The organism is Sphingobacterium sp. R2, from assembly GCF_040760075.1.
Taxonomy (GTDB): domain Bacteria; phylum Bacteroidota; class Bacteroidia; order Sphingobacteriales; family Sphingobacteriaceae; genus Sphingobacterium.
Genome location: NZ_CP142884.1, coordinates 3701810 through 3726362, shown reverse-complemented (window position 1 = coordinate 3726362; position 24553 = coordinate 3701810). Strand labels below are relative to the sequence as shown.

The 24553-nt window shown below is 39.5% G+C and carries 21 protein-coding genes; 10 read left to right on the top strand and 11 right to left on the bottom strand.

Annotated elements, in window-relative coordinates; all coding sequences use genetic code 11:
- Positions 1-64: 64 nt before the first annotated feature.
- From VXM68_RS15395 to VXM68_RS15380, 4 genes are all read left to right on the top strand, one after another.
- Complete coding sequence (locus VXM68_RS15395) at positions 65-547, top strand: adenylyltransferase/cytidyltransferase family protein (RefSeq protein WP_293952743.1); 483 nt, start codon at positions 65-67, stop codon at positions 545-547.
- 15 nt (positions 548-562) lie between these two features.
- Positions 563-1048: an adenylyltransferase/cytidyltransferase family protein gene (locus tag VXM68_RS15390; RefSeq protein ID WP_294186366.1), complete on the top strand. Its 486-nt coding sequence runs from the start codon at positions 563-565 to the stop codon at positions 1046-1048.
- A gap of 618 nt (positions 1049-1666) precedes the next feature.
- Positions 1667-2161, top strand: a complete 495-nt coding sequence (locus VXM68_RS15385; protein WP_293952739.1) for a sigma-70 family RNA polymerase sigma factor — start codon at positions 1667-1669, stop codon at positions 2159-2161.
- 99 nt (positions 2162-2260) lie between these two features.
- Entirely contained in the window at positions 2261-2731 is a 471-nt protein-coding gene (locus VXM68_RS15380; protein ID WP_294349834.1) for a hypothetical protein, read from the top strand.
- 110 nt (positions 2732-2841) lie between these two features.
- Here VXM68_RS15380 and VXM68_RS15375 read toward each other — a convergent pair whose 3' ends face one another.
- From VXM68_RS15375 to xth, 3 genes are all read right to left on the bottom strand, one after another.
- Positions 2842-3213: a response regulator gene (locus VXM68_RS15375; RefSeq protein ID WP_293952736.1), complete on the bottom strand. Its 372-nt coding sequence runs from the start codon at positions 3211-3213 to the stop codon at positions 2842-2844.
- Between the two features lie 187 nt (positions 3214-3400).
- The gene (locus tag VXM68_RS15370; RefSeq protein WP_294186369.1) at positions 3401-3868 is read right to left on the bottom strand and encodes an NUDIX domain-containing protein; all 468 of its coding nucleotides are present in this window, start codon (positions 3866-3868) and stop codon (positions 3401-3403) included.
- Positions 3861-4643: an exodeoxyribonuclease III gene (gene xth, locus VXM68_RS15365; protein WP_294349828.1), complete on the bottom strand. Its 783-nt coding sequence runs from the start codon at positions 4641-4643 to the stop codon at positions 3861-3863. The genes VXM68_RS15370 and xth overlap by 8 nt, the downstream gene beginning before the upstream one ends.
- Before the next feature lie 450 nt (positions 4644-5093).
- On the opposite strand from xth, the gene VXM68_RS15360 reads away from it, so the two are divergent.
- Positions 5094-6275, top strand: coding sequence for a glycosyltransferase (locus VXM68_RS15360; RefSeq protein WP_367209261.1), 1182 nt, complete (start codon positions 5094-5096; stop codon positions 6273-6275).
- A 19-nt stretch (positions 6276-6294) separates the two neighbouring features.
- Here VXM68_RS15360 and VXM68_RS15355 read toward each other — a convergent pair whose 3' ends face one another.
- Entirely contained in the window at positions 6295-6801 is a 507-nt protein-coding gene (locus VXM68_RS15355; protein WP_294186375.1) for a CinA family protein, read from the bottom strand.
- Between the two features lie 289 nt (positions 6802-7090).
- On the opposite strand from VXM68_RS15355, the gene VXM68_RS15350 reads away from it, so the two are divergent.
- A complete protein-coding gene (locus tag VXM68_RS15350; RefSeq protein WP_367209260.1) occupies positions 7091-8359 on the top strand; it encodes a metallophosphoesterase in 1269 nt (422 codons plus the stop codon).
- A gap of 155 nt (positions 8360-8514) precedes the next feature.
- Here the strand turns inward: VXM68_RS15350 and VXM68_RS15345 are convergent, their stop codons facing one another.
- The 4 genes from VXM68_RS15345 to VXM68_RS15330 all read right to left on the bottom strand — a co-directional run bounded on the left by VXM68_RS15345 (position 8515) and on the right by VXM68_RS15330 (position 15418).
- The gene (locus VXM68_RS15345) at positions 8515-9645 is read right to left on the bottom strand and encodes a cytochrome-c peroxidase (RefSeq protein ID WP_367209259.1); all 1131 of its coding nucleotides are present in this window, start codon (positions 9643-9645) and stop codon (positions 8515-8517) included.
- Positions 9646-9699: 54 nt separating this feature from the next.
- Positions 9700-11253: a DUF6850 family outer membrane beta-barrel protein gene (locus VXM68_RS15340; RefSeq protein ID WP_367209258.1), complete on the bottom strand. Its 1554-nt coding sequence runs from the start codon at positions 11251-11253 to the stop codon at positions 9700-9702.
- Between the two features lie 65 nt (positions 11254-11318).
- Positions 11319-12635, bottom strand: a complete 1317-nt coding sequence (locus VXM68_RS15335) for a DUF4876 domain-containing protein (RefSeq protein WP_367209257.1) — start codon at positions 12633-12635, stop codon at positions 11319-11321.
- 17 nt (positions 12636-12652) lie between these two features.
- Complete coding sequence (locus tag VXM68_RS15330; RefSeq protein WP_367209256.1) at positions 12653-15418, bottom strand: TonB-dependent receptor; 2766 nt, start codon at positions 15416-15418, stop codon at positions 12653-12655.
- Between the two features lie 333 nt (positions 15419-15751).
- On the opposite strand from VXM68_RS15330, the gene VXM68_RS15325 reads away from it, so the two are divergent.
- From VXM68_RS15325 to VXM68_RS15315, 3 genes are all read left to right on the top strand, one after another.
- Positions 15752-16129 carry a hypothetical protein gene (locus VXM68_RS15325; RefSeq protein ID WP_312329439.1) on the top strand — a complete coding sequence of 126 codons (378 nt, stop codon included), beginning with the start codon at positions 15752-15754 and terminating at the stop codon, positions 16127-16129.
- A 107-nt stretch (positions 16130-16236) separates the two neighbouring features.
- Positions 16237-20634: a CusA/CzcA family heavy metal efflux RND transporter gene (locus tag VXM68_RS15320; protein WP_367209255.1), complete on the top strand. Its 4398-nt coding sequence runs from the start codon at positions 16237-16239 to the stop codon at positions 20632-20634.
- Positions 20627-21778 carry an efflux RND transporter periplasmic adaptor subunit gene (locus tag VXM68_RS15315; RefSeq protein WP_312329437.1) on the top strand — a complete coding sequence of 384 codons (1152 nt, stop codon included), beginning with the start codon at positions 20627-20629 and terminating at the stop codon, positions 21776-21778. Before VXM68_RS15320 ends, VXM68_RS15315 begins: the two co-directional genes overlap by 8 nt.
- Before the next feature lie 215 nt (positions 21779-21993).
- On the opposite strand, the gene VXM68_RS15310 is transcribed toward VXM68_RS15315, so the two are convergent.
- The gene (locus VXM68_RS15310; RefSeq protein WP_367209253.1) at positions 21994-22797 is read right to left on the bottom strand and encodes a DNA alkylation repair protein; all 804 of its coding nucleotides are present in this window, start codon (positions 22795-22797) and stop codon (positions 21994-21996) included.
- Positions 22794-23429 (bottom strand): peroxiredoxin-like family protein, encoded by a 636-nt coding sequence (locus VXM68_RS15305; RefSeq protein WP_367209252.1) that lies wholly within the window; start codon positions 23427-23429, stop codon positions 22794-22796. The genes VXM68_RS15310 and VXM68_RS15305 overlap by 4 nt, the downstream gene beginning before the upstream one ends.
- Positions 23430-23522: 93 nt before the next feature.
- Here VXM68_RS15305 and VXM68_RS15300 point away from each other — a divergent pair, with 93 nt between their 5' ends.
- Complete coding sequence (locus VXM68_RS15300; RefSeq protein ID WP_294349793.1) at positions 23523-23864, top strand: helix-turn-helix domain-containing protein; 342 nt, start codon at positions 23523-23525, stop codon at positions 23862-23864.
- Positions 23865-24282: 418 nt separating this feature from the next.
- On the opposite strand, the gene VXM68_RS15295 is transcribed toward VXM68_RS15300, so the two are convergent.
- Positions 24283-24552, bottom strand: coding sequence for a hypothetical protein (locus VXM68_RS15295; protein ID WP_367209251.1), 270 nt, complete (start codon positions 24550-24552; stop codon positions 24283-24285).
- Between the last annotated feature and the right edge of the window lies 1 nt (position 24553).

The following is a 24553-nucleotide window of genomic DNA, read 5'->3' as shown; positions in this document are numbered from 1 at the left end:
ATTTGCGTGAGTTGCGTTCTTACAGTACTTCTTCAATAATTGCAGTTTAAAAAATATTATACACATGAAAAAAATAGGAATTACGTTTTCTGCTTTTGATTTGCTTCATGCAGGTCACATTAAGATGCTCGAAGATGCCAGAGAACAATGCGACTTTTTGATCTGCGGATTACAAACAGATCCTACTCTCGATCGCCCAGAAAAGAATAAGCCGACCCAATCTGTATTTGAACGCTATATGCAGTTGAAAGCGTGCAAGCACGTTGATATGATTATACCATATGCTACTGAACAGGACTTAGAAGATGTATTACAATCGTTCAAGGTTCATGTTCGCATTTTGGGAGACGAATATATGGATAAAGCATTTACAGGCAGAAAATATTGCGAAGACAAAGGGATAGAACTATATTTCAACAGAAGGGAAAATAGATTTTCGAGTTCGTCTTTACGGAAAATAATTGCATCCAAAGAAAAAAACAACAAAGGTGCTGTAGTGAGTATAAATGAGGCACCAAATTACGCTTTGAAGCGGATAAATGCATAATTTAACAATTAACATATGATAATAGGTATTATATTTGGGGTATTCGACATGTTGCATGTAGGCCATATTGTGGCCCTTCAGGAAGCTAAGAGTCAATGCGATTATCTTATTGTAGGTCTTAAGACAGACTCAAAAATACAAGAAAACGATAATCATGATGCTGCACAAACTATGGTTGAAAGGTTTATCAAATTAGAAGGCTGCCACTTTGTTGACGAGATTATTCCGTATGAGTCTGATGATGATATTACGGATATGCTTCAGTCGCTTCCTGTACACAAATACTTTATAGGTGAAGAGTATAAGGCTGTAGATTTTTCAGGGAGAGATTACTGTGTTTCAGAAGGAATTGAAATTCATTACACCAAAAACAAAAATAGATTTTCAAGCCAATCACTGCGAAAAATAGTAAGCGAAAGAGAGATAGAAAAGGCAGAAAAAAATTTTAACACGAATCTAAAATATCATACTGCCGATCACACAGCTATAACTCCATCTTGAGAAACCACTGAAAGACTTGTTCGACAGGATTCTAATCAACAGCATTCTTTCCGTAGTCAGGAAAATTGAAATCGGAAAAATTGAAATAGGTGTTTATTCGCCCCCCTGCAGCATTCTTCTGTATAGCGCAATGATTTAAATCTATTAGCAGCAATTCACAATTTTAGAACAAGCCCGAATTGCTGCTATTCAGTATATACAGTCACTGCACCACCCACCTCAAATTTATTCATTCTATTAATCCTTTTAAGAACGTTCGATACTTGTCTAGTTCGATATTTGTCAAACTAGACAAGTATATGAAATTAGCGATCCGATTACGTTGTTCCTTCAACTTGTCAGCGTATAAATAACGTTGATAAACTGGTTGAGCGATAAAACGCTACTCGGAAAAGTTTTATACGGTTTTGTTTTTTGGATGTTTTTAAACAATGGAAAAAATTACAGCATCTATAACACTCATAATCAGAATACCTAAGCAAATTTAAGTATAAATCACATATCCCGTAATATTTACTTGAAGATAGTGCAGAAGCTTATAAATAGGCATTTTTGACAAAAAACTGCACTGTTGTTGTACTGACTGACCAGTATTCATTAAGATTATTAAATAACAATATGCAACATATCGAAATAAATTCATTTTTTAGAGAAAAGAGAGGTTTGCTCAAAAATTTCGCTTCACAATTCACCTCGGATCCTGAGATTAAGAATGACCTCATACAGGACACCATGGTTAATGCATTAAAATCAATTGAAAAGCTGATGCATAATCCAAAAGTAGGTTCTTGGTTATACGTAATCATGCGGAACATCTATATTAATCATTATAGAAAAACGAAAAGGACCGAAAATTATCATCATGAGTATGCGTCCCTTGTAATGAATGAATCTACTTCGACAAATGCAAGCACAACTAAGTTTATTTTAGATGATATTCAGAAAGCGTTAAATCAACTTTCACATGAAAATTATGAAATTTTTAATATGTTTCTGGAAGGATTTAAATACTATGAAATCGCGGAATATATGAATATGCCCGAGGGAACGATCAAAACACGTATCCATTTTATTCGTAAGACGATGAAAAAACAACTTTCGGTATACCATTAATAGGCTATCGTTAATTAAAACCTTCGTTAAATTATAAAAAAGAAAACTATTTACAGATAAATCTTGTTATTTAAAAAACTTCACTAAATAAAGAATATTATGATTTCAAACAAAACATTATTTGCATCCCTAGCCGCTTTAACATTGTTAGCATCGTGTAATAACCAGACGCCACAGGAAAAGGCGGCTGAAAATATGGAACATGCGGAAGAAAAAGCGGCAGATGCGAACGAAGAAGCGATGAAGACTTCTGAAGACGCTGCTACAAAGGATGCCGAAGCAATGGTCTATTCGGATAAAGCAGCGGCAAACGCTGCTATAGCTTCGGTTGCTGCGCCTGTTCTTTCCAATGATAAAGCAAAAGAGCTCTATACAAAACTTGGAAAAACTTGGGTAGAACGTATCAATGCTGAAACCGCTGACAAAGCATTGGATAAAGAAAAATCGTTATTAGATATCAAAAACGAAATTGAAAAAAGTGTTGCTGACGGTAAAATATCAGCTTCGGATAAAGATAATATCATGAAATATCAATCCGACTGTATCGCCGCAGTAAAAGCTGCTCTTTAATACGGCGGAGAAATAATAACAATAATTGTGATATCGGGGATGTCTTGCAGATTAATTTTAATTGCAGGACATCTTCATTTTTATGGTAAAACGAAGTTTAAATTATGCAATTATCTATCGACATTTGATGAACTTTGTACTGCTTCTAGCAGGTCATTGATATCAAATGGCTTTGCTATAAAACGATTAGCCCCTGCTCGAAATGCCACATCTTTTCCATCCTTACTGGCGGATATGCATATTACAAACAGTCCTTTCAGTTCTTCATCTTCTCTAATTTTTTTTGTCAACTCATCTCCAGAAAGCATCGGCATCCATAGGTCTAATAAAATGACATCGGGTCTATTTTCCCGGATCACTTCTAAGGCATTAAGACTATTTGTCTCAACAATTGTGTCGTAACCCGACATTTCCAAAAGCATTTGTAACATGTCAACTATTGTGCTATCATCATCACAAATGAAAACCGTTTTGTTTTCCATACTTTATTCCAATCCCTAATTTTGAACGTTATCTGCTCATTCATTATCACATTGTGTTCCTTTGTTTACCTGACCCGTCTTCAATGAGCGATATTCATCAAATATAATTCATAAATATGTTATAACGCGAAATTCTTAAAAATTTTCTTGATGATGCGTCGCAGAGCAAAAGACTTTGGATACAGAGTTAAAATACATTAGCAATAACTTGCTTTAAAAAATCGATTTGCCGTTGGTTTATCTTTTTGATGGCTTGTGTGAATGTAAACCAGGCGCCACGATCCACTTCAGGATAAATTTGTATTTTTCCTGATCTAGGAGGCCATTCCAATGCAAAGGTATTGCTGATGAGTTTATGCGGATCCATATCTCCCTCAATTGCCCAACACAATACTTTTTTTCCTCCTTTCTGTTGAATAGGACGCAATTCCATAAACTTTCCATCAGGCACATATCCTGTTTCTTCCATAAACTCTCTTTTGGCAGCTGTGAGGGCATCTTCGGCAATATCGATCTCTCCTTTCGGAATAGTCCAATAACCCCCATCCTTCTTGGCAAAATATGGTCCTCCAGGGTGTACTAAGAAAAAATAAATTTGTTGTTCATACACTTTATACAATAATAGTCCCGCACTACAATTAAGTTTTCTAGCCATTCGTGTTATTATTTAATCTAATCCATGTAGGGGCATGATCGCTACTCTTCTCCCATCCACGAACATCCCGATCTATACCACCTTCCATTAACCGAGCCTGAATCGAAGGACTCAAAAGAATGTGATCTATACGCATCCCTGCATTTCGAGCATAGGCATGCCTAAAATAATCCCAGAAGGTATAAACTTCCTTATCTGGAAAAAGTGAACGTATAGCATCTTGCCATCCATCTGTTAGCAGTAGACTGAAAGCATCCCTAACTTCTTTTGTAAAGAGTGCATCATCGCTATATTTTTCTGGCTTATAGGTGTCTATCTCTCCTGGAATAATATTGAAATCACCGATCAGAATAGCCGGTACATTCATCTTAAGAAGTGTTTTAGACCTTTTGTTCAACCGTTCTATCCAATTTAATTTGTAATCATATTTGGCCCCTGGGAGAGGATTGCCATTCGGTAGATAAATACAACATATGACAACGTTTTGGATTATGACTTCCAAATATCGACTTTGATTATCCTCAGGATCTCCGGGGAGAACTCTTGTGATTTCTTCAATCTCGTATTTCGAAAGCACCGCAACTCCGTTCCAACTTTTCTGGCCATGCCAAATGGCATGATAGCCAAGATCACTTATCTCTTTCAACGGAAAACGCTCCTGGGGCGATTTTAGTTCTTGAAGACAAACCACATCTGGCGACTCTTCTGCCAACCATCTTAAAAGGACTGGAAGCCGCGCGTTGATACCATTTATATTATAAGTTGCTATCTTCATGAACTAAGTATGTTAACTGAAAACACAACGAGCCAAAGGTCAAAATTGTTTGAAAATTTCTGATATTATCGTATTATAAAATCTACATCCAAACATGTCTTATCAATTGATATTAGGTATTGACGTCAATGTTGAATGGCTACAAAGACAAAAACAAGTTTTACTACGCTATAAATACGGAGTTATATTGAATTTTACGGTAGTTGCATCACTATGCTACGCTATTTCAAGTAAAAAAGTACGGATATGCCATTACACACTGTCTTTGGGTATAAATTTTGATTTATCCTCATCAAAATAATTACACTCAAAATCGCGTACTGATATGGAAAATATTGATATAAAAGCAAAAAAAATAGGATTGGAAAAGGGATATTATTTGTTGCTAATGGCCATTCTCGATCTTCCAGTTAAAGAAGTACAAAATACAAGTAAGGAGGGTTAAGTTTTATGAAAAAAATAGCAATTATAAGTACATGCCCACCACAAGAATGTGGACTGGCTACCTTTACCAAAGACCTTAAAGAAGGTATGGAGTTAGATCCTAGCGTCCATATTGATCTTATCGCATTATCAAAACATGGAGTAGAGGATTTCGACGAATCTGTTCGCTTTGTTATTCATAGAGATCGACTGGACAGTTATCATCAAGCGGCCCGCCTTATCAATGAGGAATACGACTATTGTATTATTCAACATGAGTTTGGAATCTTTGGCGGTGTTGATGGTATTTTTATTACACAAATTGCAAACAACCTCACCATACCATTGTTAACAATATTTCATACTATTTTGCAGACACCATCGTTGCAGCAAAAAGAAATTATGGAATTACTTTTAGAGAAATCCCAGGCAGTTGTAAGTCTTTCACCGAAAGGGGTCGAATTATTGAAAGAGCAATTTGATCCAGCGCAAGCGGGTAAGATTAAATTTATACCACATGGTGTTCCGCTGTTTGATTACAATCAAGGTTTAGCAAAATACAAATTAGGTCTCCAAGACAATTTTGTCATGATGACCTTCGGCCTGATTGGGAGGAGTAAAGGATTGGAGTATGCTATAAAATCCCTAGCTGGTACCGATCTACCTGGATTCAAATATCTGATCATCGGAAAGACACATCCTAATGTTTTGGCTCATGAGGGAGAATCCTATCGTTTTGAATTGCAAAATTTAATCAGTCAACTGAATTTGGAAGATAAAGTTGTTTTTATTGATAAATTTCTGACAGATGAAGAATTGAAAGAGTATCTGACCGCGTGCGATATCTATCTATCCCCCTACCCTCACGAACAGCAAATCAGCAGTGGAACACTGTCATTCGCTGTGGGAGCAGGTGCTGCTGTTATCTCTACACCATATTGGCATGCCAGCGATTTATTAAAAGATGAACGCGGTATATTGACGCCTTTTAACGATTTAGAAGCAATGCGTGCTAATATCAATTTATTGTACTCTTCAAAACGTCTTTTAGCTTGGCATCGGTTTAAAGCGCGCAGTTACGGTGAGCAGACTGTGTGGAAGAAAGTAGCAAAAATGTACATCGATCTCCTTCAAAGTTTAGCCACACCAGTCAGGTCATTAGTCGATTATGAAAAATATGTCTCTTTTGACTTGAAAAGAGAAGCATAAAAATAAAGGTTCTCAGTAATCACTGAGAACCTTTATTTTTTAAAAGCGTATTTAGAATTTCTAACGCCTTGATGCTATACCTAAACTGAGCTTCCTGCATCCCTATAGTCGAACTCAACTCTATTTTTGATGTCAATAAGATCTCCTGCTTATATGCAACAGAGACAAATGCGAACAATTTGCCTTTTGATTCAGGGACTACGGTTGCGTATCCGGTTGTGGCAACCGACCAATCTGTATGGAACATTCTGCCCGCCGCTAGTGCCATTTCTTCTGTTGTTGTTGGCGATACACAGTCACACCTTTCCGCTAGCTCCGCATCGACTTCAAGTGTGTTAATTTTGGTATCAATAGAATAGGCTGTAACACCGCCAGCGAAAATTTCTGTTGCTCCTTCCATCTGCGAGCATGCTAACTGCAAAAATCCTGCAGTTACACTTTCGGCAGTAGAGACACGGGTTTTAGTACTAATTAGACTTTGTCTTACCTCTTTTAATACTATTTCTGGAAAATCTATTTGCGTCATATTGTAAAAATAAGTAATGTAACTGCTTAGTGGCCAATTTATTTTTAACTTTATAATAAATTTCCGTCGTTCAGCTCGCAAGTATTGCGCTAACCTGTAAATATGCTGTCGCTATTTGTTTTATTTTTGTTGTCCAAACCAGGTATGTCGCCTGAACAGTCAGAACTTTTCCCTAAATTTAGTACACTAAGACGTTCAAATCTCTTTTGAAACCAAACAGTAGCTAAGGGAATATCGTTTTTAATAAATAGATTTATTTATTTTTCAACATTATTTTAACCTAATAACTATGATCCAACAGTTTTACACCTACCTAAAAATTATTTCATTCTTTCTAGCTGTAGATCTATTGATTTTACTGAGAATACGGAGATTATCAATCTGGAAATCAAATGAACTTTTTGCTAAACGAGTTTGGTGGTCTTTAAGTTTGCTATCCTATCTCTCGATATTTCTCAATTTATTTTTTAAATGGAATAGTTTCGCATCAGCATGTCCGGTATTTTTTCCTATCACTTTACTGTTTGCTAAAATTATAGTTCTCTTCTTTATTGGAATTGATGCAATGTGGCGTGCTTCCACTGTGTTCAAGAATCTCTTTATAAGACCTAAACGATTATCTGAAAAAGATGGAAATACACTATCCATTACAAGATCTGATTTTATAATCAAAAGTGGTCTTGCTCTGGCCAGCGTTCCTATCACTGCGCTTTCCCGTGGATTTGCATTAAATTTGTATGACTATCAAATTAAACATATCGATTTAGTTTTACCACATTTACCACAATCTTTCGATGGAATGACTATTGCTCAGATTTCTGATATACACGCAGGAAGTCTTTTCAATCAGGATAAAGTGAAAAGGGGCATTGACTTGCTGTTGGGGGAAAATCCTGATATCATTTTCTTCACGGGAGATTTAATCAATGATTTTGCATCCGAAATGGATCATTATTTGGACGTATTCAAACACCTCAACGCCCCCTTAGGAACATTTTCTATACTCGGTAATCATGATTATGGAGACTATCATTTCAATAGACATCATTTTTTTGATAAAAGTCGATTAACAAAAGAACAGAACTTCGCCGAGCTTAAAAGCATTCACAGTCAATTGGGCTGGCAACTGCTTCTCAATGAATCAAAAGAACTTGTAGTGAACAATGATAAAATTACAATTATCGGCGTGGAAAACTGGGGGTTAAATAACCCTAAGAATTATGGTGACATCGATTTGGCAATGGCTAAGGTTGATAATTCATCTTCTGTCAACTTCATGCTTTCACACGATCCTTCACATTGGCGAGCTGAAATCATCCCCAAATATCCCAATATCGATGTTACTTTTAGCGGCCATACTCATGGCGGACAATTTGGTTATATCAACCCAAATTATCAATGGAGTCCAGTGAAATATGCTTACCAGGAATGGGCAGGTTTATATCATGAAGGACAGCAGGCACTCTATGTAAACGCTGGTTTTGGCTATCTAGACTATCCGAGCAGATTAGGAATGTTGCCAGAGGTCACGATATTTCATCTAAAAAGTAAAGGTTAACATTGACACCGTTCCACTTACCATAAACCATTACCTTATACACTTCGTTATTTTCTCTCCGAAAGAATAAGATTTTACCGACAACGCTAATCTAATTTTACGTACACCATTCCAAAAAGTATCCAAAATCAGCTTAAGCATTGTTCGATAGACAATTATCTTGGTAGTTTTTCTGGACGGCGCATACGATAAGAGGTCGCTGTAATAGCGTGCAAAAAGGACTCAATATCTTTTATTTCACCTTTCGTCAGATGTAGAGGTTGCATCAATGGATCAGTTACAGGATAAAGTGGATCTTCTGCTTTCTGTTCTGTAGTAGCGGAATTCATCTGCATACCACGATTGTACATATTCAATAGCCCGGTCATATTCCAAAACAGCCCGTTGTGCATCCACGGATCGGTATTCATCACGTCGCGCAGAGATGGTGTGCGAAAACGTCCTACATCGGCAGGATCCTTTGTGATCTCATATCGACCTAGATCCTGATATTTCCGTTTGTAATAGGTGAGTCCAATGTTATGATAAAGATCATCGGTAAAAAATTGACCATTATGACAATTCATACACCGCGCTTTGGTACGAAATAAATGAAGACCGCGAACTTCCTGATCAGACAACACTTTATAATTGCCATCTAAAAACTCATCAAAACGGCTTCGTCTGCTTGTCAGTGTCCGCTGAAAGGCGCCGAGTGCTTTTAGAACCTCTGGCATGGAGTAATCTTCTTCACCGAAGGCCGCTATAAATAACTTATTGTATGCAGGAATAGCCTTTAACTTGGGAATCAGCTTCGTCAGTTCCATGTCCATTTCGTGATGTGCCTCAATAGGACCCAACGCTTGTTCCTCCAATGAACCGGCGCGGCCGTCCCAGAACAATTCCTTGCGCGCATACACATTGAGCAAAGATGGAGTATTGCGGGTGCCCTCTAGATGATCATTGCCAACTGGTACCGTAAGCTTGTCAGCCCAGGAAGTTTGCGGGTTATGGCAGCTGCTACAGGATATTTGATTACTCCCCGATAGAATGGGATCAAAAAAAAGATATTTTCCCAACTTCACATCAGGCTTTTCCATTAAAGAAAAATAGCCGGTATCGATCTTGGGAAGAGACTTGAATTCACTCCAACGAACCCCTATATCTATTGTTGGTTTTGGCCATTCGTCCACCGGTCGTCTATAATATAGCTGTATCTCATCATCAAAGGCTTGCTGTCGATCTTTCATCGAAAGTAAGCCTACAAAACCAACAATAGTGGCCAATACACAAAACTGCTTTTTCATTTTCTCTCTTAACTATTCTTATAAAGAAGTAGGATTACTAATTAATCTATTTTTTTAAAAAATATAGGAAACCCCCAATTTACCCAAAAACCAATCTTTACCTGTCACACTTGACAACGTGTAGTCTACCGGCACCAAATTACCCCTATACTGATAATTCATCTGGAACTGTATACTCCAATTATTCTTCGTATGATGCGTTCCCCATACCCAGGACATATTCCAGCTATTACTTGGAGCTGTGTCGTAAAGATAATCTTGATACAGTATCTGCTTTCCAAAATCCCCCGTATTTAGCTCAGATACATAGAGATCATGGCTTGGGGACCATTGTTTAGTATAGCCTATAGATCCTATTATCTCAGCCCATTCGCCAAGCCGGAATGTACGATTCACTCCGAGTTCCAGTTTAATTTGATCAAATACCATATGGTTACTGCTAACACCATCTTTTTTTTCGGTCTTATACATCCCAGCATGGCCTTCAAACAAATACTGGTGTACCCCAAGTTGAGTTTTTAACGAAATTTCATGGCGGCGATAGGTGTAGTTATTCGCTAGGTAAGTATAATTAAAATCCTGGCCATTTTCAATTTGCCCCTGCAGTGCTACCCTGATCAATTTCTTATGATTCATCTGCCGGCTCCATAAAAAATCGATTGATCCGATATCCTTTTTATAATCATTTAAGGACAAATAGGTTTGTTTAGAATTATCATTTCGTCTGAATGATTGTTCTTCATTAATGTAGCGGCCATTGAGATAAATCTTATTGCTATCATTGGGTTTCAGCAAGATATGAGCACCAACTCCTTTACGATGAATAATATCATAGTAATTAATTTCTTTTAGTCGATCCTTCGCACTTCCAAAACCGTTCATCATCCAATTGACATACAATGGATCTTCTTTATTTGTTGTATACTTTTCATTTTTATAACCGACGTTGGCACGTTCAGAACCATACCCCCAAATACCAGTAATATGATAAGAAAGTGTCGGAAGATTGTGACCAGCACTCAATTCAAACTGAAGGTTCATATCCTTGATATCGCCTCTGGGGTCATTGTTTGAATAATGTGAGCCCAATCGATAATCTATACCAAGGGAAATCGGAAGCTTATCATCGAAGAAAGCTCTTTGGATTCCTGCATCGAGCTTATAGGTCTCCCGATTGTATTTATTTTTTCGCAACGAACCAAAATACAATGGCGCATCCGCATTCCATCGGGATTGGTGCCGCAAAGCTGTGCTGTCTTCTACGGAACGATCATAGGAAAATCTTCCCCAAAAGCTAGGCTTGCGCCAATCGGTCTTCCCTTCCGTATAAAATTGGGATTGACTGAGACCATCAGTTCCCTGAGCCGCCTTAAAGCCGCCTTGTCCCTTGCTGTGCTGAATACCTAATAGGGAAGATCTATTTTTGATCTCCTCAGGAATCCATACCCTGTTTCGTATTGCCATATCATGCATTATCACAAATGATGGTTGATACCAATAGTTCAAAGCTGCTGTTGAATCTAAAGAATTGGACTTACTTTGCCCTATGACAGGGTGATAGGCTAAGAAAGCACCCCAAAACAACATGATGTATCTCACACTTTTCATTCAGGTATTTTTTATAAAATACCAGCTTTCGTTCGGAAACCTGGTATTGGAATAACCATTTGTCATTAATCACCAAATCCAAATGGATTAGCTTTTATCACCATAAAGTCCGCTGTAGAATTATTTGTGTCCCTTAATTTACGAACCCCATTAGTAGTTCTTTCGGTCTTGCGAATAACAGATTGCGACGAATAACCGCCTAATGGTGCGAAAGTAAAACCGGCATCCTGTGATGCTGTCAATTTTTTAGGAATTCGAGCATCCTCGGTGTTTGGCTGCACCTCAACGGCATCCATAATCCAACGGACAGGTAACTGTCTATATCTTTTTGCGGTAGAGGTCGGAACGCTGATGGATGGCTCGGTATAGCTCTTCAGATTTTCCACATCTGAACGATTTGCGTGTTTAAAAATAACATAACCGTCGCGCCCTAAATTATCTAATATCCAGTCATTGCCTGTATAATCTAATATCTCAACATTGGGTACAGCAGCATTGTCAATATCTGTTGCAAAAGGAGTTTTCCCAGGGATATCTCCATAATAAACCTCAAAATTGGCTTTACTAAGATCTACTGTAAGATCAGGATTCTTGATGGCTACTTCCTTGCCATTATTGCCGACAAACGGCGCTTTATGGTTTAGTGCATTTTGGGCAATCACAATACTTTTACCAGGTTCCACTGGATAGGTCTTTCCGTTGCCAGGAATCATAAATAAATCTCTTAAGTAAACATAGTCTGTATTTGCTGATTCGCCGCCTCCCATTCCCAAAGATTTACTCCAATCCAATTGTCCATTTGGCTGGTAATAATCGGATTGCCTGGTCGGAGACTGTCTTCCCCATAACCGGCCAAAGTAGAGGCTATCGGCATATAAAACACGGTCTGTATTATTGTAAACTTCAAAAAACTGATCTCTGAACAAAGCCCCTTCTTTATTATCAGAACCCGCATAGTAAATCTGCTTGATGACAAAATCGCCCAATAGACCTGCAATCAATTCCAAGTCCAAAGTCGTAGAACTTGTTAAACTGATTTTTTTCAGGGAAGCATTAAATGTTACGTCCTCTTTGCTTGATTCGCCTGTTAAACTATTGTATTGCTCCTTAGGTATTGTAATAGAAGCATCAATATCATACTCACCTGGCATAATGGAGGTCAAATTGACCGCACCTTGTGACGCGGAATATGTACCACTGGTTTTTGTTGCTAGGTTGGTAATCTTAACAATAGCCTTGCTTAAGTCCAACTTGGTGTTAAAATTTTCAGAAGCATATGTTAAGTTCAGCTTAATATCCAGTGGTTGTATACCAGGTGTATTATCTTTTTTACAGGAAATAAAAGGTAAAAAGAGAAAAGGAATTAAGTAATGAGTTTTCATCTTGTTTAGTTTTTATGTTAAAATTTATAAGTCAGTTGGGCGCCATAATTAGGAGAAGAATTCGGAGCTTGCACTGAGGTAGCCCCTTCCCTATAAAATCGCGGTTGGTAATCCAAAAAGTTATAGACGTTAAATGACAGGTAAATATTCTTGCCTATTTCCTTAGCCATATTAAGACCGAAGTTCCAGTAGACGTAGTTGTTTTCAATATTTGCCCGGTCAGCTTCCTCTTTCCTTCCTGTATAGAGTTCGAGATGCTTCGGGTTGTTCATATCAAACTGCTCAATGGCATGATACGTATAATCGCGTGTATAATATCCCACAGGAATAATATCTCGGTAGTTAGATTTATTGTAGTTTAATAATTCACAGTCTGCACTCAGTTCAATAATCAAACGCAACTCCGGAAAATGAGTCGAACTTCGTAATTGCGCTCTACTTAAATAGTTCTTCGTGGATTTCGATGGAAAAAATCCAAGGACAACGTCATCTAAAGCTGTTTTTTCGGTATTAAAATTCAAACGGCTCAGCGCATTAGAACTAGAATTAGCCAAAGTAAATGCGGTTGTAGCGGAGAAAGTCGTCATAATCTGTTGAATTCTGGGTGTAGAATACATGACTTCTGCACCAAAATTGGACGATTTATTACTATTGGCAAAGTACAAATTAGACATTAAATACTTTCTCGTCCCAGTCTGTTCAACCGTTGGTTTGCCCCCGGGCACCGCAGTGGCCGTGTATGTAGGTAAGTCCATTAATTGATCAGCCGTAACCGTGTTGATTCCGCGCGTATTTTTTTTATAAAAAAGATTGGTACGCAGCTGATGCCCATTCTTATGCCATGAAAGTGATGATTCGAGGGTTTGCCCTACACTACTCTTGAGATTGCTATTATCTTTTTCATAACGCCGCAAGTAAATCAATGCCATACTTTCGTTGACTTTACCATTATAGGAATTTAGCAATATAATTTCATCAAAGGTCGGCCCGGGATATAGTTGTGCTAATCCAGGAGATTTGAAGGATAGGCCGTATGCCAGCCCAATCTGAGTTGATTTAGAAAGTGAATAATTGATGTTTGTTCTTGGAGAAATGGATGAATGACCATTCATAAGATCCCAGCGAACTCCCGCCCGCATGCTAAGATCCCTTCCCCATACTTTGGTCCGCATTGCATCCTCGGCATACAAACCTAGGTTTTGCAAAGCGTTTGTTAATGAAAAATCATAATACCTATCCGATCTTGCTCCAAGATCCTTCTTTGGAATAGAAGGATCTGCAATTCGCCCCTTTCCACGATTGATGTCATAGCTATAGTTACTTCCAAAGTTTATCTTGTGGATAATATCGCCTGTAATGACGATCGCATTTCCTTCCAATCGGGCATTTAAATTCAATGGCCTATTGTCCACATGATCCAGAGCAGTATATTGACCAGGGGCGTATTGTCCTTCTACAATTCCAGTTTGCACAGAATCGGTATAGAGCACGACTGCATCATTATAGTAATACTCACGATAGGTTTTCTGCAGTGTTGAACTTAGTCCTGCATTGAAACTGATACTTTTTAGGAATTTATGACCCAAATTGTAATTGGTCCGACTAGAAGCATTCCAGCCCCAGCCACCAAAAGAAATGGCATTTGAGAGTGGGTCATCCGGATCCTTTCGTACCTGATCAATCACTTTATTGTAAGATCCTGAAAAAGTCTGTTTCAGACGCTTATCTGTACCAAAGTAGTTTGTCCAGATCAAAGTCCCATTCACGCGGTCGTATTGTTTCAGCTTGTCTCTATTATCTGCGTAAGATTGTACATAACCTAAATCCAGGTTAATTGTCCCAAGCTTTTTTCCCAGTGACATTCCCTTGGACAGACTATATGAAGTTGCATTACTTCGAACTTGAAGCCTAAAAAAAGCCGGGGTCTTGCCTGCCTGCCTTTCGATGATAACGGCACCGTTTGACAAATCGCCATAACGTGCTGGTGCTACGCCTGAAATAACTTCCAAATGTTCGATATTTTCTATCGGAATCTGACGCAAATCCAGACCGCTGAACACATTTTCTCCGGAATAGAATTTTCCTGTTGTGGGGCGGCCGGTTAAACCATAATCTGAAGGTCTAATTGCATTCGTTGAGGAAGACATGCCAAATATTCCTGCATTCCGTCCTTGCATATTTCCATTGTTGCCCAAAACCATGTCATCCATTATAATAGCGACACCAAAGGAGTTATTCAATTCATTAACCTCGCGCGAGCGCCCTGTAGTCTCACTAAAAGCACCTCTCAGCGTTAGATTTTGCATCTCCTGTACAGAAGGAGCAGTATTCTTCCGGTTTGGCAATCGGTTCAAAAGATCATTTAAACTGAGTGCAGGATACCGTTCAATCATTTCCCGATCAAACACAAGTGAAGAGTTACTCAGCTCTCCCCGCTTCGCCTGTACTGCAACTTCATCGAGGGCAAGGCTCATATCCTGCAACAAAAAATTTTCAATCTTCTTTATCGAATCCAACAAGACTGTTCTTTCAACCTTTTTCTTACCGATATAGGAAACCGACAAGGTAACAAATTTGCCAAGCTGCTCTTTGGGGATGGTTAGACGATATTCACCAGCACCATCTGTCATACTGGAGAGTCCCAGTTGATCCAAAATCACGGTACTTCCCAATAGTACATTCTTATTACTATCAGTGATCTTTCCCTGGATGTATATTGACTGTCCATGTGCATTTGCAGCTGTGCAAATCAAGATTAAACTGGTCCAATAGAGCTTTTTCATAAGTAAGAATAAAAACGCATAAAGAAGCGTGTTTATTTAAAATAATTCTAAACAGTTACAAATGTAAGATATTAAAACCTATTATTTAGAATTATTTTTAATTATTCTAAATAATATAACGCACAAACGATTACAACAAAGCAACAAAAAACGCACAAAGCGTTAAATGGCGCCCGATTGGCTCACCTAGATTTATACTTGGATTAATACTCGGCCATCCGAAATCGGCTCACTATGACATCGTTTCAAAGAACGCTCCCCTTCCCCGATCGATCTGCACAATAAGTGATAGTTTTGTTGCGAAATTGATTGAACAACTGTATTTTTACAGCGGTGAAAAGATTTTTTCTTTACATATTTCTATTTTTGGTCATTGGAGAATCAACGATGCTGTCCCAGCTGGCGAAACTGCCCAAGCTGTATCAGCATTTTACAATCCATAATGAGATAGGTCCGCCCATAACCTTTATGGAATTTCTTTCCATGCATTATTGGGGCCAGGATCTTCCTGACAACGATGAGCAGGAAGACATGAAACTGCCCTTCAAAAAATATGATCTAACAGCATTTTCATTTGTCTTTGTGTCCAACCATAAGATTCATTATGTTAGGCCGCATCAAGTCGCAGTGGATAGTGCTTTTGGTTTGCCTAAACCGAATAATTATTCCAGATCCTATATTTCCGCATTATTCCGCCCGCCTCAAGTCTAATTTATATTAAATCAGCATGTTAAAACAACCTGATTTTTCAAGTTGCAGGTCTTTTTTTGTCCCAAAATGAGGTTTGCACGATTTCTTATAATTTAGATTTTACTAAAATGCTTAATAGAATAATACAATTCTCAGTTCGAAACAAACTGGCGATTGGTCTTTTTATATTGGTATGGGTCGGCTATGGCATCTACCAATTGACCAAGTTGCCTATCGATGCCGTACCAGATATTACGAACAATCAAGTTCAAGTTATCACGACCGCGCCCTCTCTTGGTGCCGAAGACGTTGAGCGACTTATCACCTTTCCCGTGGAATTGGCTGTCAGCAATGTTCCCGAAATCAAGGAAAGTCGAAGTATGTCGCGGTTCGGTCTATCTTTAATAACCATCGTATTTGAAGATGGCACCGATATCTACTGGGCGAGACAGCAAGTCACAGAGCGTCTCGCACAAATTGAAATAAACGAAAATGCAAGTGCTCCTACACTTGCTCCCGTCACTACAGGACTTGGTGAAATCTACCAATATGTCCTCAAACCTCAAAAAGGTTATGAACAGACCTATTCGCTGGCAGACTTGCGCACCATTCAGGACTGGACTGTGCGCCGTCAACTTCTCGGAACTCCCGGAGTTGCAGATGTTGCTACATTTGGTGGAGAACTCAAACAATATGAGGTTGCTGTAAACCCATCCAAACTGAAAGCCTTGAATATCAGCATAAGCGACGTCTTTACGGCACTCGAAAACAACAACCAGAATACAGGCGGAGCCTATATCGAAAAAGGCCCCGCAGTATTATATATCCGAAGTGTTGGCTTGACAAAATCCATAACCGACATCAATAAAATTGTGGTCAAAGATAATGGTGGCGTACCGATCCTCATCCATCACGTCGCCGAAGTCAGGTTGGGCTCAGCTATCCGTTATGGCGCACTAACAATGGCAGGACAAGGCGAGGTATGCGGTGGTATTGTCATGATGCTCAAAGGTGGAAACTCTTCGGATGTGATCAAAATCGTCAAAGATAAAGTCGATCAAATTCAGAAAACACTCCCTAAAGGAGTTCTTATCGAACCCTTCCTCGACCGCACGAAAATGGTAAACAACGCCATTGGAACGGTAGAACACAATCTCTTGGAAGGAGCTCTCATTGTCATACTGGTTCTTGTGCTGTTCTTAGGCAACCTGAGGGCAGGTTTAATTGTTGCTTCGGTCATCCCGCTATCCCTACTCTTTGCCATCAGCATGATGAACACATTTGGCGTCAGCGGCAACCTAATGAGCTTAGGAGCACTGGACTTTGGTTTAATTGTCGATGGTGCTGTTATCATTGTTGAAGCCATCCTACACCATATTCATTTTTCAAAAAAATATAAGGGCATCGATAGTTTATCCCAACAGGAAATGGACCGGGAAGTGACTTCTTCAGCCTCCAGAATGATGAATGCCGCAGTTTTTGGACAAATTATCATCTTGATTGTCTACTTGCCTATTCTTTCGCTTACTGGAATCGAAGGGAAAATGTTTAAACCGATGGCTCAAACGGTAGCATTCGCTATTTTAGGCGCTTTCATTCTATCTTTGACCTATGTACCAATGATAAGCTCACTGGTGGTGAGCAAGAAGCTCAATCATAAACCCAATATTTCGGATAGGATTATGACCCGTCTCGAACGGGTTTATCAAAATGCACTCACTGGTGCACTTGCTATCCGTAAAATACTCGTTGCCATCACAATTGCACTTTTCGCTATTTCAATCGTTGTATTTTCAAAAATGGGGGGTGAATTTATACCTCAATTGGAGGAAGGTGACTTTGCTGTAGAGACAAGGCTGCTCGTTGGTACCAATCTCTCGACAACTATAAATGCAATGGATCGGGTTTCGGAAGCCTTAAAAAATCGTTATCCTGAAGTTGAAAAAATTGTGTCGCGGATCGGAAGCGCAGAAATACCAACAGATCCAATGCCTATTGAAGGTGGTGATATGATCATTGTCTTAAAACCAAAGTCGGAATGGAAAAATGCTAAATCATTTGTGGAGTTAGCAGGTAAAATGTCTTCAACAGCACAGGAAGTTATGCCCGGGATAACGACAGGCTTTCAATTTCCTGTACAAATGCGTTTTAATGAATTAATGACGGGCGCAAAACAAGATGTCGTGTGCAAGATTTATGGAGAAGACCTCGATAAATTGGCAAACTATGCGCAGCAATTGGGCGATATTGCAAAGACAGTAAAAGGAACTGCAGACTGGTACATCGAATCAGTCACGGGAATGCCCCAGATTGTCATAGACTACAACCGGGATGAGATAGCAAAATATGGTCTCGATATCGCTTCCATCAATCGCACTGTTAATTCGGCTTTTGCAGGAGCTTCCGCAGGCAAGATCTATGAAGGTGAAAAAAGCTTCGATCTTGTTGTGCGCGTAGGTAATGAAGGTCGCCGTAATATTGAAGATGTCAGGAATCTACAAGTAACGACCGCCAAAGGGTTACAGATTCCACTTAGCCAGATTGCACATATTGATGAAGTGGAGGGTCCTAACCAAATCCAGCGGGAAAATGCGCGGCGCCGTATTATCATGGGCTTCAATGTCAGGGGGCGTGATGTGCAAAGCATCGTGGAGGAATTGCAGCAAAAGGTTGCTGCCCAGCTTAAAATGGATACAGGCTACACATTGACTTATGGTGGTACATTTGAAAATCTGCAACAGGCCAAGGCCCGCCTGAGCATTGCTGTGCCCATTGCCCTGCTTTTAATTTTTGGGATGCTTTACTTTGCATTTTCGTCGTTAAAAGATGGCGCCCTGATCTACACTGCAATTCCCCTGTCGGCGATTGGAGGTGTTTTTGCCCTGGCACTTCGGGGGATGCCCTTTAGTATCTCGGCAGGCATTGGTTTCATTGCGCTATTTGGTGTTGCCGTTTTAAATGGCATTGTCTTGATCTCGGAGTTTAACCGTATTAAAAAGGAAGGGATTATTACCGACATGCAGGAACTGATCATGGTGGGCACTCGCAATCGTCTCCGCCCGGTACTGATGACCGCCGCCGTGGCTTCCCTGGGATTTTTACCAATGGCATTGAGCAATGGTGCAGGTGCTGAAGTACAACGTCCACTGGCAACGGTTGTTATTGGCGGTTTAATCTCAGCAACATTCCTTACCCTCTTTGTTTTGCCCGCATTATATCTGTTGTTTAATAAATCTGACAAAGCCTTTAGCAAACCAAATTCGGCTGTAACCAAAATAGTCCTATTGGTTCTATTGTCTTGTTCCTTTTTTCAGGATGCTCAGATTTCGGCACAAACGATCAACAGTACACAGCATATATCTTTAGCGCAGGCCATACAGCGGGCAGAGCATAATAGTCCGCGTATCCAACAGCTCAGGATCAATGAACAAGCTAAGGAAAAATTGGCCAAAACCGGATTCGACCCATCTAAATTAGCTATTTCAGGCGATTACGGTCATGTGAATAGTGCGTATACCGATAATCGCATCGGTATCAGCCAAACGGTTAGTTTTCCAGCTGTTTATAAAAAACAGACAGCAGTCTTACAAAACGAGCTCTCTTTGGCGCGTGAATCCACCAAGTTTAATCTCCTGGAGATTCGCACCGCCGTTAAGAGTCTGTATTTCGATTATCTGGCAATGGGCAAACGAAAGGAGCTCTTGTTACGCGCAGATAGTCTGTATCGTATTTTTGAAGCAAAGACAAGCAAACGCTTTGAAGTTGGCGCAGCAAATATCCTGGAGCAAACCGCAGCCCAAACACAGCGTCAAGAAATCAATAATCAATTAAAGCTGCTTCAAAAAGATATGAACATCACCCTGAACAGATTCAATTTCTTATTGCAAGACAGCATTCGTTTTATCCCAGCCTCCGACACAATTAAATATAAAGAAGTTATGTCGATTCACCCGGACTTATCCAGTCAGGCTGAAGCACTTCCAGCCTATAAGATTGCGCAACTTCAGACACAGACGGCACATGCGCAATGGCAACTGGAGCGTTCAAAGTTGCTTCCTGAAATTACAATAGGATATAATAGTCAAACGTTGCAGGGGGTACAAACCTTCCATGGTCAGGAGGTATTGTATCGTTCGTCCGACCGTTTGAGCTACTTCAGCGCCGGCATCAGTGTACCCCTATTTTTTGGAGCGCAGTCCAATCGAATAAACGCGGCAAAACTCGCATGGAAAGGTCAGTTGAAAGAACTTGAATACGTAAAAAGTGAATTGAAGACAGAATCAAACAATGCCATCGAGCAGGTTGAGAAGTTTAAAGAAGTACTAAAATATTATGAAGATCGTGGATTAAAGCATGCAGATACAATTTTTGTAACAGCCGACAAGCAATTCGTCAATGGCGAAATAGACTACCTACAATGGGTCATTCTTGTCAACCAGGCCATTGGCATACAAAGCGAATACATCAATACATTAAACAGTTACAATCAAGCAGCCATCCAATTAAGTAAGTTATACAATGAATAAATCGTTAAAAAACACAGTATACAGTTTGATCCTTTTTTCCTTCGTTGCCTGTGCTCAAGGAGAAAACACCGAAAATAACAGGCCAGCGCCCGTGGCAGATTCTACACCTCTAGCGCAAAGTGTCCAACTTGAACCCAAACAGATTGCAGCAGCCGGTATTGTCATCGGGCCCCCTACAATCGAAAATGTCAGTGGCAAAATTACATTACAGGGCCATGTCGCTGTTGCGCCGGAAAGCACTGTGAGCCTAAGTTTTCCCATTGGTGGCTATATTAAATCGACGACTATGCTCCCTGGAAAACCCGTGCGGAAAGGTCAGATATTGGCAACTATCGAAGATATGCAGTTTATCCAGATCCAACAGGACTATTTGACTGCACAGACAAATTATGTGCTCGCCGAAACAGAATATAAAAGACAATACGAGCTCAATCAAAGCAAGGCAAGCAGCGACAAGGTGTTCCAGCAGGCCAAAGCAGATATGGATCGTGAACGTATCCTAATTCACTCATTGGCGGAAAAACTGCGTCTTATCGGAATCGAGCCGAAGAAACTGACGACGACAGGCATCAAAAAAGACGTACCTATATTGTCTCCAATCAATGGTTTTATCACCAAAGTGAATGTCAGTGTTGGAAAATATACCGCTCCCACAGATATCCTATTTGAGATTGTTAATCCATCAGACATGTATCTTTCCCTACAGCTGTTCGAAAAAGATCTGGCTAAAGTCAAGATAGGAAATACTGTTTCTGCATATGCCAATACGGAAGTCGCTCGAAAAATTCCGGCCACAGTCTTTCTTGTCAACCGCACTTTTGATGAAAATAGAATGGCTGAAGTGCTATGCCGTTTTCAAAAATCCGATGCTATTTTGACCCCTGGGATGTTCATGAATGCCGATCTTCATATCAATAATACCAAGGCAATGGTTGTACCAGAAGACGCTATCCTACGTTGGCAAAATAAATATTTTGTATTTGTACAACATAGCGCTGGTTCATTTCAAATGAATGAGGTAAAATTAGGTATCCAAGAGAACGGAAAACAGCAGATTCAGGCCGATAACATTCGACCGAACACACAATTAGCACTCAAAAATGCTTTCGCGTTACTAATGAAAGCACAGAATAAGGAAGAGTAAAATCATACTTATCGAATAAATCATTTCAACTGATAGCCGCCATTTATCGTCCTTTTAAGAACAATGAATGGCGGCTTTTAATTTCGGACAAGCCGATCATCCATCTAACCTGCGTTAGTTAACGTACGCAAACTTAGATTTATTGTCGTAAACTGAGGTCAAATGTCGCTCAAGCGAGCGATCGTCATTTTTTGTTCTGTAACCACCGGACATATTTATTTCAGAATAGTTCGAAGTGCTTTTCGAATGATGTATTGCGTTTCCTTGGTATCGCTTTCCTGTTCCCAGCGATTACAAAGTGCCCTAACAAAACTGGGTTGGCTTTTGCTGGCGTCATTTAGCCAATTTCCAACACTATCCTGAACATATTTTGAAGGGTCAGATTTTAGCGGTTCTAAAATAGACAAGGCTAGACTTGGCTCCTGCTTCAAGCGATCGATGTGCTTACACCATACACCTCTCGGTCGGGTTGCCTCCGAAGCAAAACGTCTCAAATTTTCATCCTTCTCCATCGTCCATAGACTCAGACCAGCAATACTCCTTTCCAAGTCCAAAGCTATCCTATTACGTATCGCCATCCAGCTGATTTCTCGCACCCCAAAATGCCGATCTGCGGCAAAAGGACGCATTGACAACAGTAGTTTCTCAATTTCAAGCTGCTTATTATCTCCGACCGTGTAGGTTGCCCAGCAACGCACGAGATCTGCAGCATGATTGGATAGTATTGTCAGGAAGGTATTATCACGATATTGTGTGATCAAATCGAGCAGCGCCCGCCCGATCGTTTCATTGATGGAATTTACCGTCGGTTTCTGTAACTGATCAAGCAGTACCAAGATTGGTTTCAAGTAATGAATGCGCCCATTTTGCTGAAGGATATACTCGAGTAAAAACCGTGGATCAACAGCGAGCCACTCCATAAGATTTGCAGTTTCAATTTCTCCACGGTTCAGACTGGCCAGGCAATCTATCGAAATATCCGCTATCCGTCTTGCTCCTTTACGTTGTATTTTACTCATAGCTGTGCTATTAACTCTTCGATATTAAGCCTATTCATATAGTTGACATCCATAAATCGATAAGATATCGTATAATCAGGATCGATCACAAAAACAGCAGGGACCGGCAGTCTGTTGCTGTCATTACCATTGTAGGCGGATAAATTGATTCCCAAGCGATCATAGCTTGAAATGGCATAATCCTGAAGTTCAAATGAGATGCCAACACTGATTGCCAAAGCATTATCTTCGTCAAACAACAATTCGAAATCCAAATTGTTGTCCGTCAGAAGTGCTTCGCTAAACTTAGGCACTTGTGGCGAAATTGCAAGAAGAGTGGCTTCAACAGCAGTAAAATGAGTCAAATTCTGTTGTAAAGCTCTTAACTCGAGATTACAGTAGGGACACCAGCTACCGCGGAAAAAAGCCACAATAACCTTTCCTTTCTTCAGAAGTTTTCCCAGCTCAATTTCTTCACGCTTCAAATTCACCAAATTAAAATCAGGGAACTTGTCCCCTATCTGCAGACTCTTTTCGGTTAGATCTCCAGACTGTAGATCCTGAATGGATCTGCCAAATATTTCCTTTATTTCGAGAGGAAGAGTTGCTAAATTCGCATTTAATTTAGCAATTTCGTATTCTAAATTTTTCATGATGCTGTATGTTATTTCTGCAAAGTTTTAAAAGTAAATGCACAATCACAATACCGCATTTTATTATCCCTATGGGACAAAAAAGTCAATTTTATGCGTATAACAGATAAAACAATAAAACAAAAAATATGTCCATTGGAATTTGCTGTCAATGCGATTAGTGGGAAATGGAAAATTCCGATTGTATGGCGTATCAATGAAGGGGAAAAACGCCCAAGTGAAATGCTTCGTGGTATTGCAAAAGTTGATAGACGAGTGCTAAACCAACAATTGGGTGAAATGGTCAATGATGGCATTCTAATCAAACAATCTTTCCATGAGCTTCCTCCAAGAGTGGAGTATTCATTGACCCCCTTAGGGAAAAGTTTAGTGGAAGTACTCTGGAAATTGAATGCTTGGGGAGAACTTTTATTGGAAAATTCCAATAAAAGTTAGCACAGACGGGCAGATTCGATCGACAAAGCGATGCTCTATCTGCGAGAGAAGTATTTGACCCTGCTATAACAGCTCTTAGCGAAAACTGCAAAACACAAAACGCTGTTTCGTGTCGAAGGGTGTTATATGGTCAATATCATTATTGTCATAAAGTGCAACCGCGCCATTAAGATGACACTGATCAAAATATTTTTGAAAGTCAGATCCAATAGTAATGCTGTCGCTTGCGTTGCGATTTTACTGTCCGGAATAACAATGCCCGCCACTTTTTTTACACTTTTTTTAGATGATTTACTGCCATAACTTTAAGATATTTAGAACAAAATTATGGTGGCAACAGCCTATAGGAATAGCAATAAGTACGTTTGAAATGTCAAAATTTACCGTGTGCAATTTTCAATCTGCATAGACAAATTGATTACGGTAGTTCAGGGGAAAAACCCATTACCGAAGTCTGATCTGAAAAAGCATAGATCGGTCCCTTGGGTAAGAGAAAAATGCTATTGTCATGTAACTCAAATATATTATTATCAATAGAAAGATATCCGGCACCGGTTTCGACAAAAAAAATACGATGATAGGTCAGTCTATTAAATGTTTCATGATCGTTAAGGTGGTGATCTATCCGACTTATAGAAAAAGAATCATCTATTACAGGTTCAATTATAATCTTCTTAGCTGATTTCATA

Coding starts and splice junctions, on each gene's coding strand:
- VXM68_RS15300 (WP_294349793.1), top strand. CDS start 23,523: ATGCGTATAACAGATAAAACAATAAAACAAAAAATATGTCCATTGGAA.
- VXM68_RS15390 (WP_294186366.1), top strand. CDS start 563: ATGATAATAGGTATTATATTTGGGGTATTCGACATGTTGCATGTAGGC.
- VXM68_RS15295 (WP_367209251.1), bottom strand. CDS start 24,552: ATGAAATCAGCTAAGAAGATTATAATTGAACCTGTAATAGATGATTCT.
- VXM68_RS15305 (WP_367209252.1), bottom strand. CDS start 23,429: ATGAAAAATTTAGAATACGAAATTGCTAAATTAAATGCGAATTTAGCA.
- VXM68_RS15355 (WP_294186375.1), bottom strand. CDS start 6,801: ATGACGCAAATAGATTTTCCAGAAATAGTATTAAAAGAGGTAAGACAA.
- VXM68_RS15360 (WP_367209261.1), top strand. CDS start 5,094: ATGAAAAAAATAGCAATTATAAGTACATGCCCACCACAAGAATGTGGA.
- xth (WP_294349828.1), bottom strand. CDS start 4,643: ATGAAGATAGCAACTTATAATATAAATGGTATCAACGCGCGGCTTCCA.
- VXM68_RS15395 (WP_293952743.1), top strand. CDS start 65: ATGAAAAAAATAGGAATTACGTTTTCTGCTTTTGATTTGCTTCATGCA.
- VXM68_RS15310 (WP_367209253.1), bottom strand. CDS start 22,797: ATGAGTAAAATACAACGTAAAGGAGCAAGACGGATAGCGGATATTTCG.
- VXM68_RS15330 (WP_367209256.1), bottom strand. CDS start 15,418: ATGAAAAAGCTCTATTGGACCAGTTTAATCTTGATTTGCACAGCTGCA.
- VXM68_RS15350 (WP_367209260.1), top strand. CDS start 7,091: ATGATCCAACAGTTTTACACCTACCTAAAAATTATTTCATTCTTTCTA.
- VXM68_RS15375 (WP_293952736.1), bottom strand. CDS start 3,213: ATGGAAAACAAAACGGTTTTCATTTGTGATGATGATAGCACAATAGTT.
- VXM68_RS15315 (WP_312329437.1), top strand. CDS start 20,627: ATGAATAAATCGTTAAAAAACACAGTATACAGTTTGATCCTTTTTTCC.
- VXM68_RS15370 (WP_294186369.1), bottom strand. CDS start 3,868: ATGGCTAGAAAACTTAATTGTAGTGCGGGACTATTATTGTATAAAGTG.
- VXM68_RS15335 (WP_367209257.1), bottom strand. CDS start 12,635: ATGAAAACTCATTACTTAATTCCTTTTCTCTTTTTACCTTTTATTTCC.
- VXM68_RS15380 (WP_294349834.1), top strand. CDS start 2,261: ATGATTTCAAACAAAACATTATTTGCATCCCTAGCCGCTTTAACATTG.
- VXM68_RS15385 (WP_293952739.1), top strand. CDS start 1,667: ATGCAACATATCGAAATAAATTCATTTTTTAGAGAAAAGAGAGGTTTG.
- VXM68_RS15340 (WP_367209258.1), bottom strand. CDS start 11,253: ATGAAAAGTGTGAGATACATCATGTTGTTTTGGGGTGCTTTCTTAGCC.
- VXM68_RS15345 (WP_367209259.1), bottom strand. CDS start 9,645: ATGAAAAAGCAGTTTTGTGTATTGGCCACTATTGTTGGTTTTGTAGGC.
- VXM68_RS15320 (WP_367209255.1), top strand. CDS start 16,237: ATGCTTAATAGAATAATACAATTCTCAGTTCGAAACAAACTGGCGATT.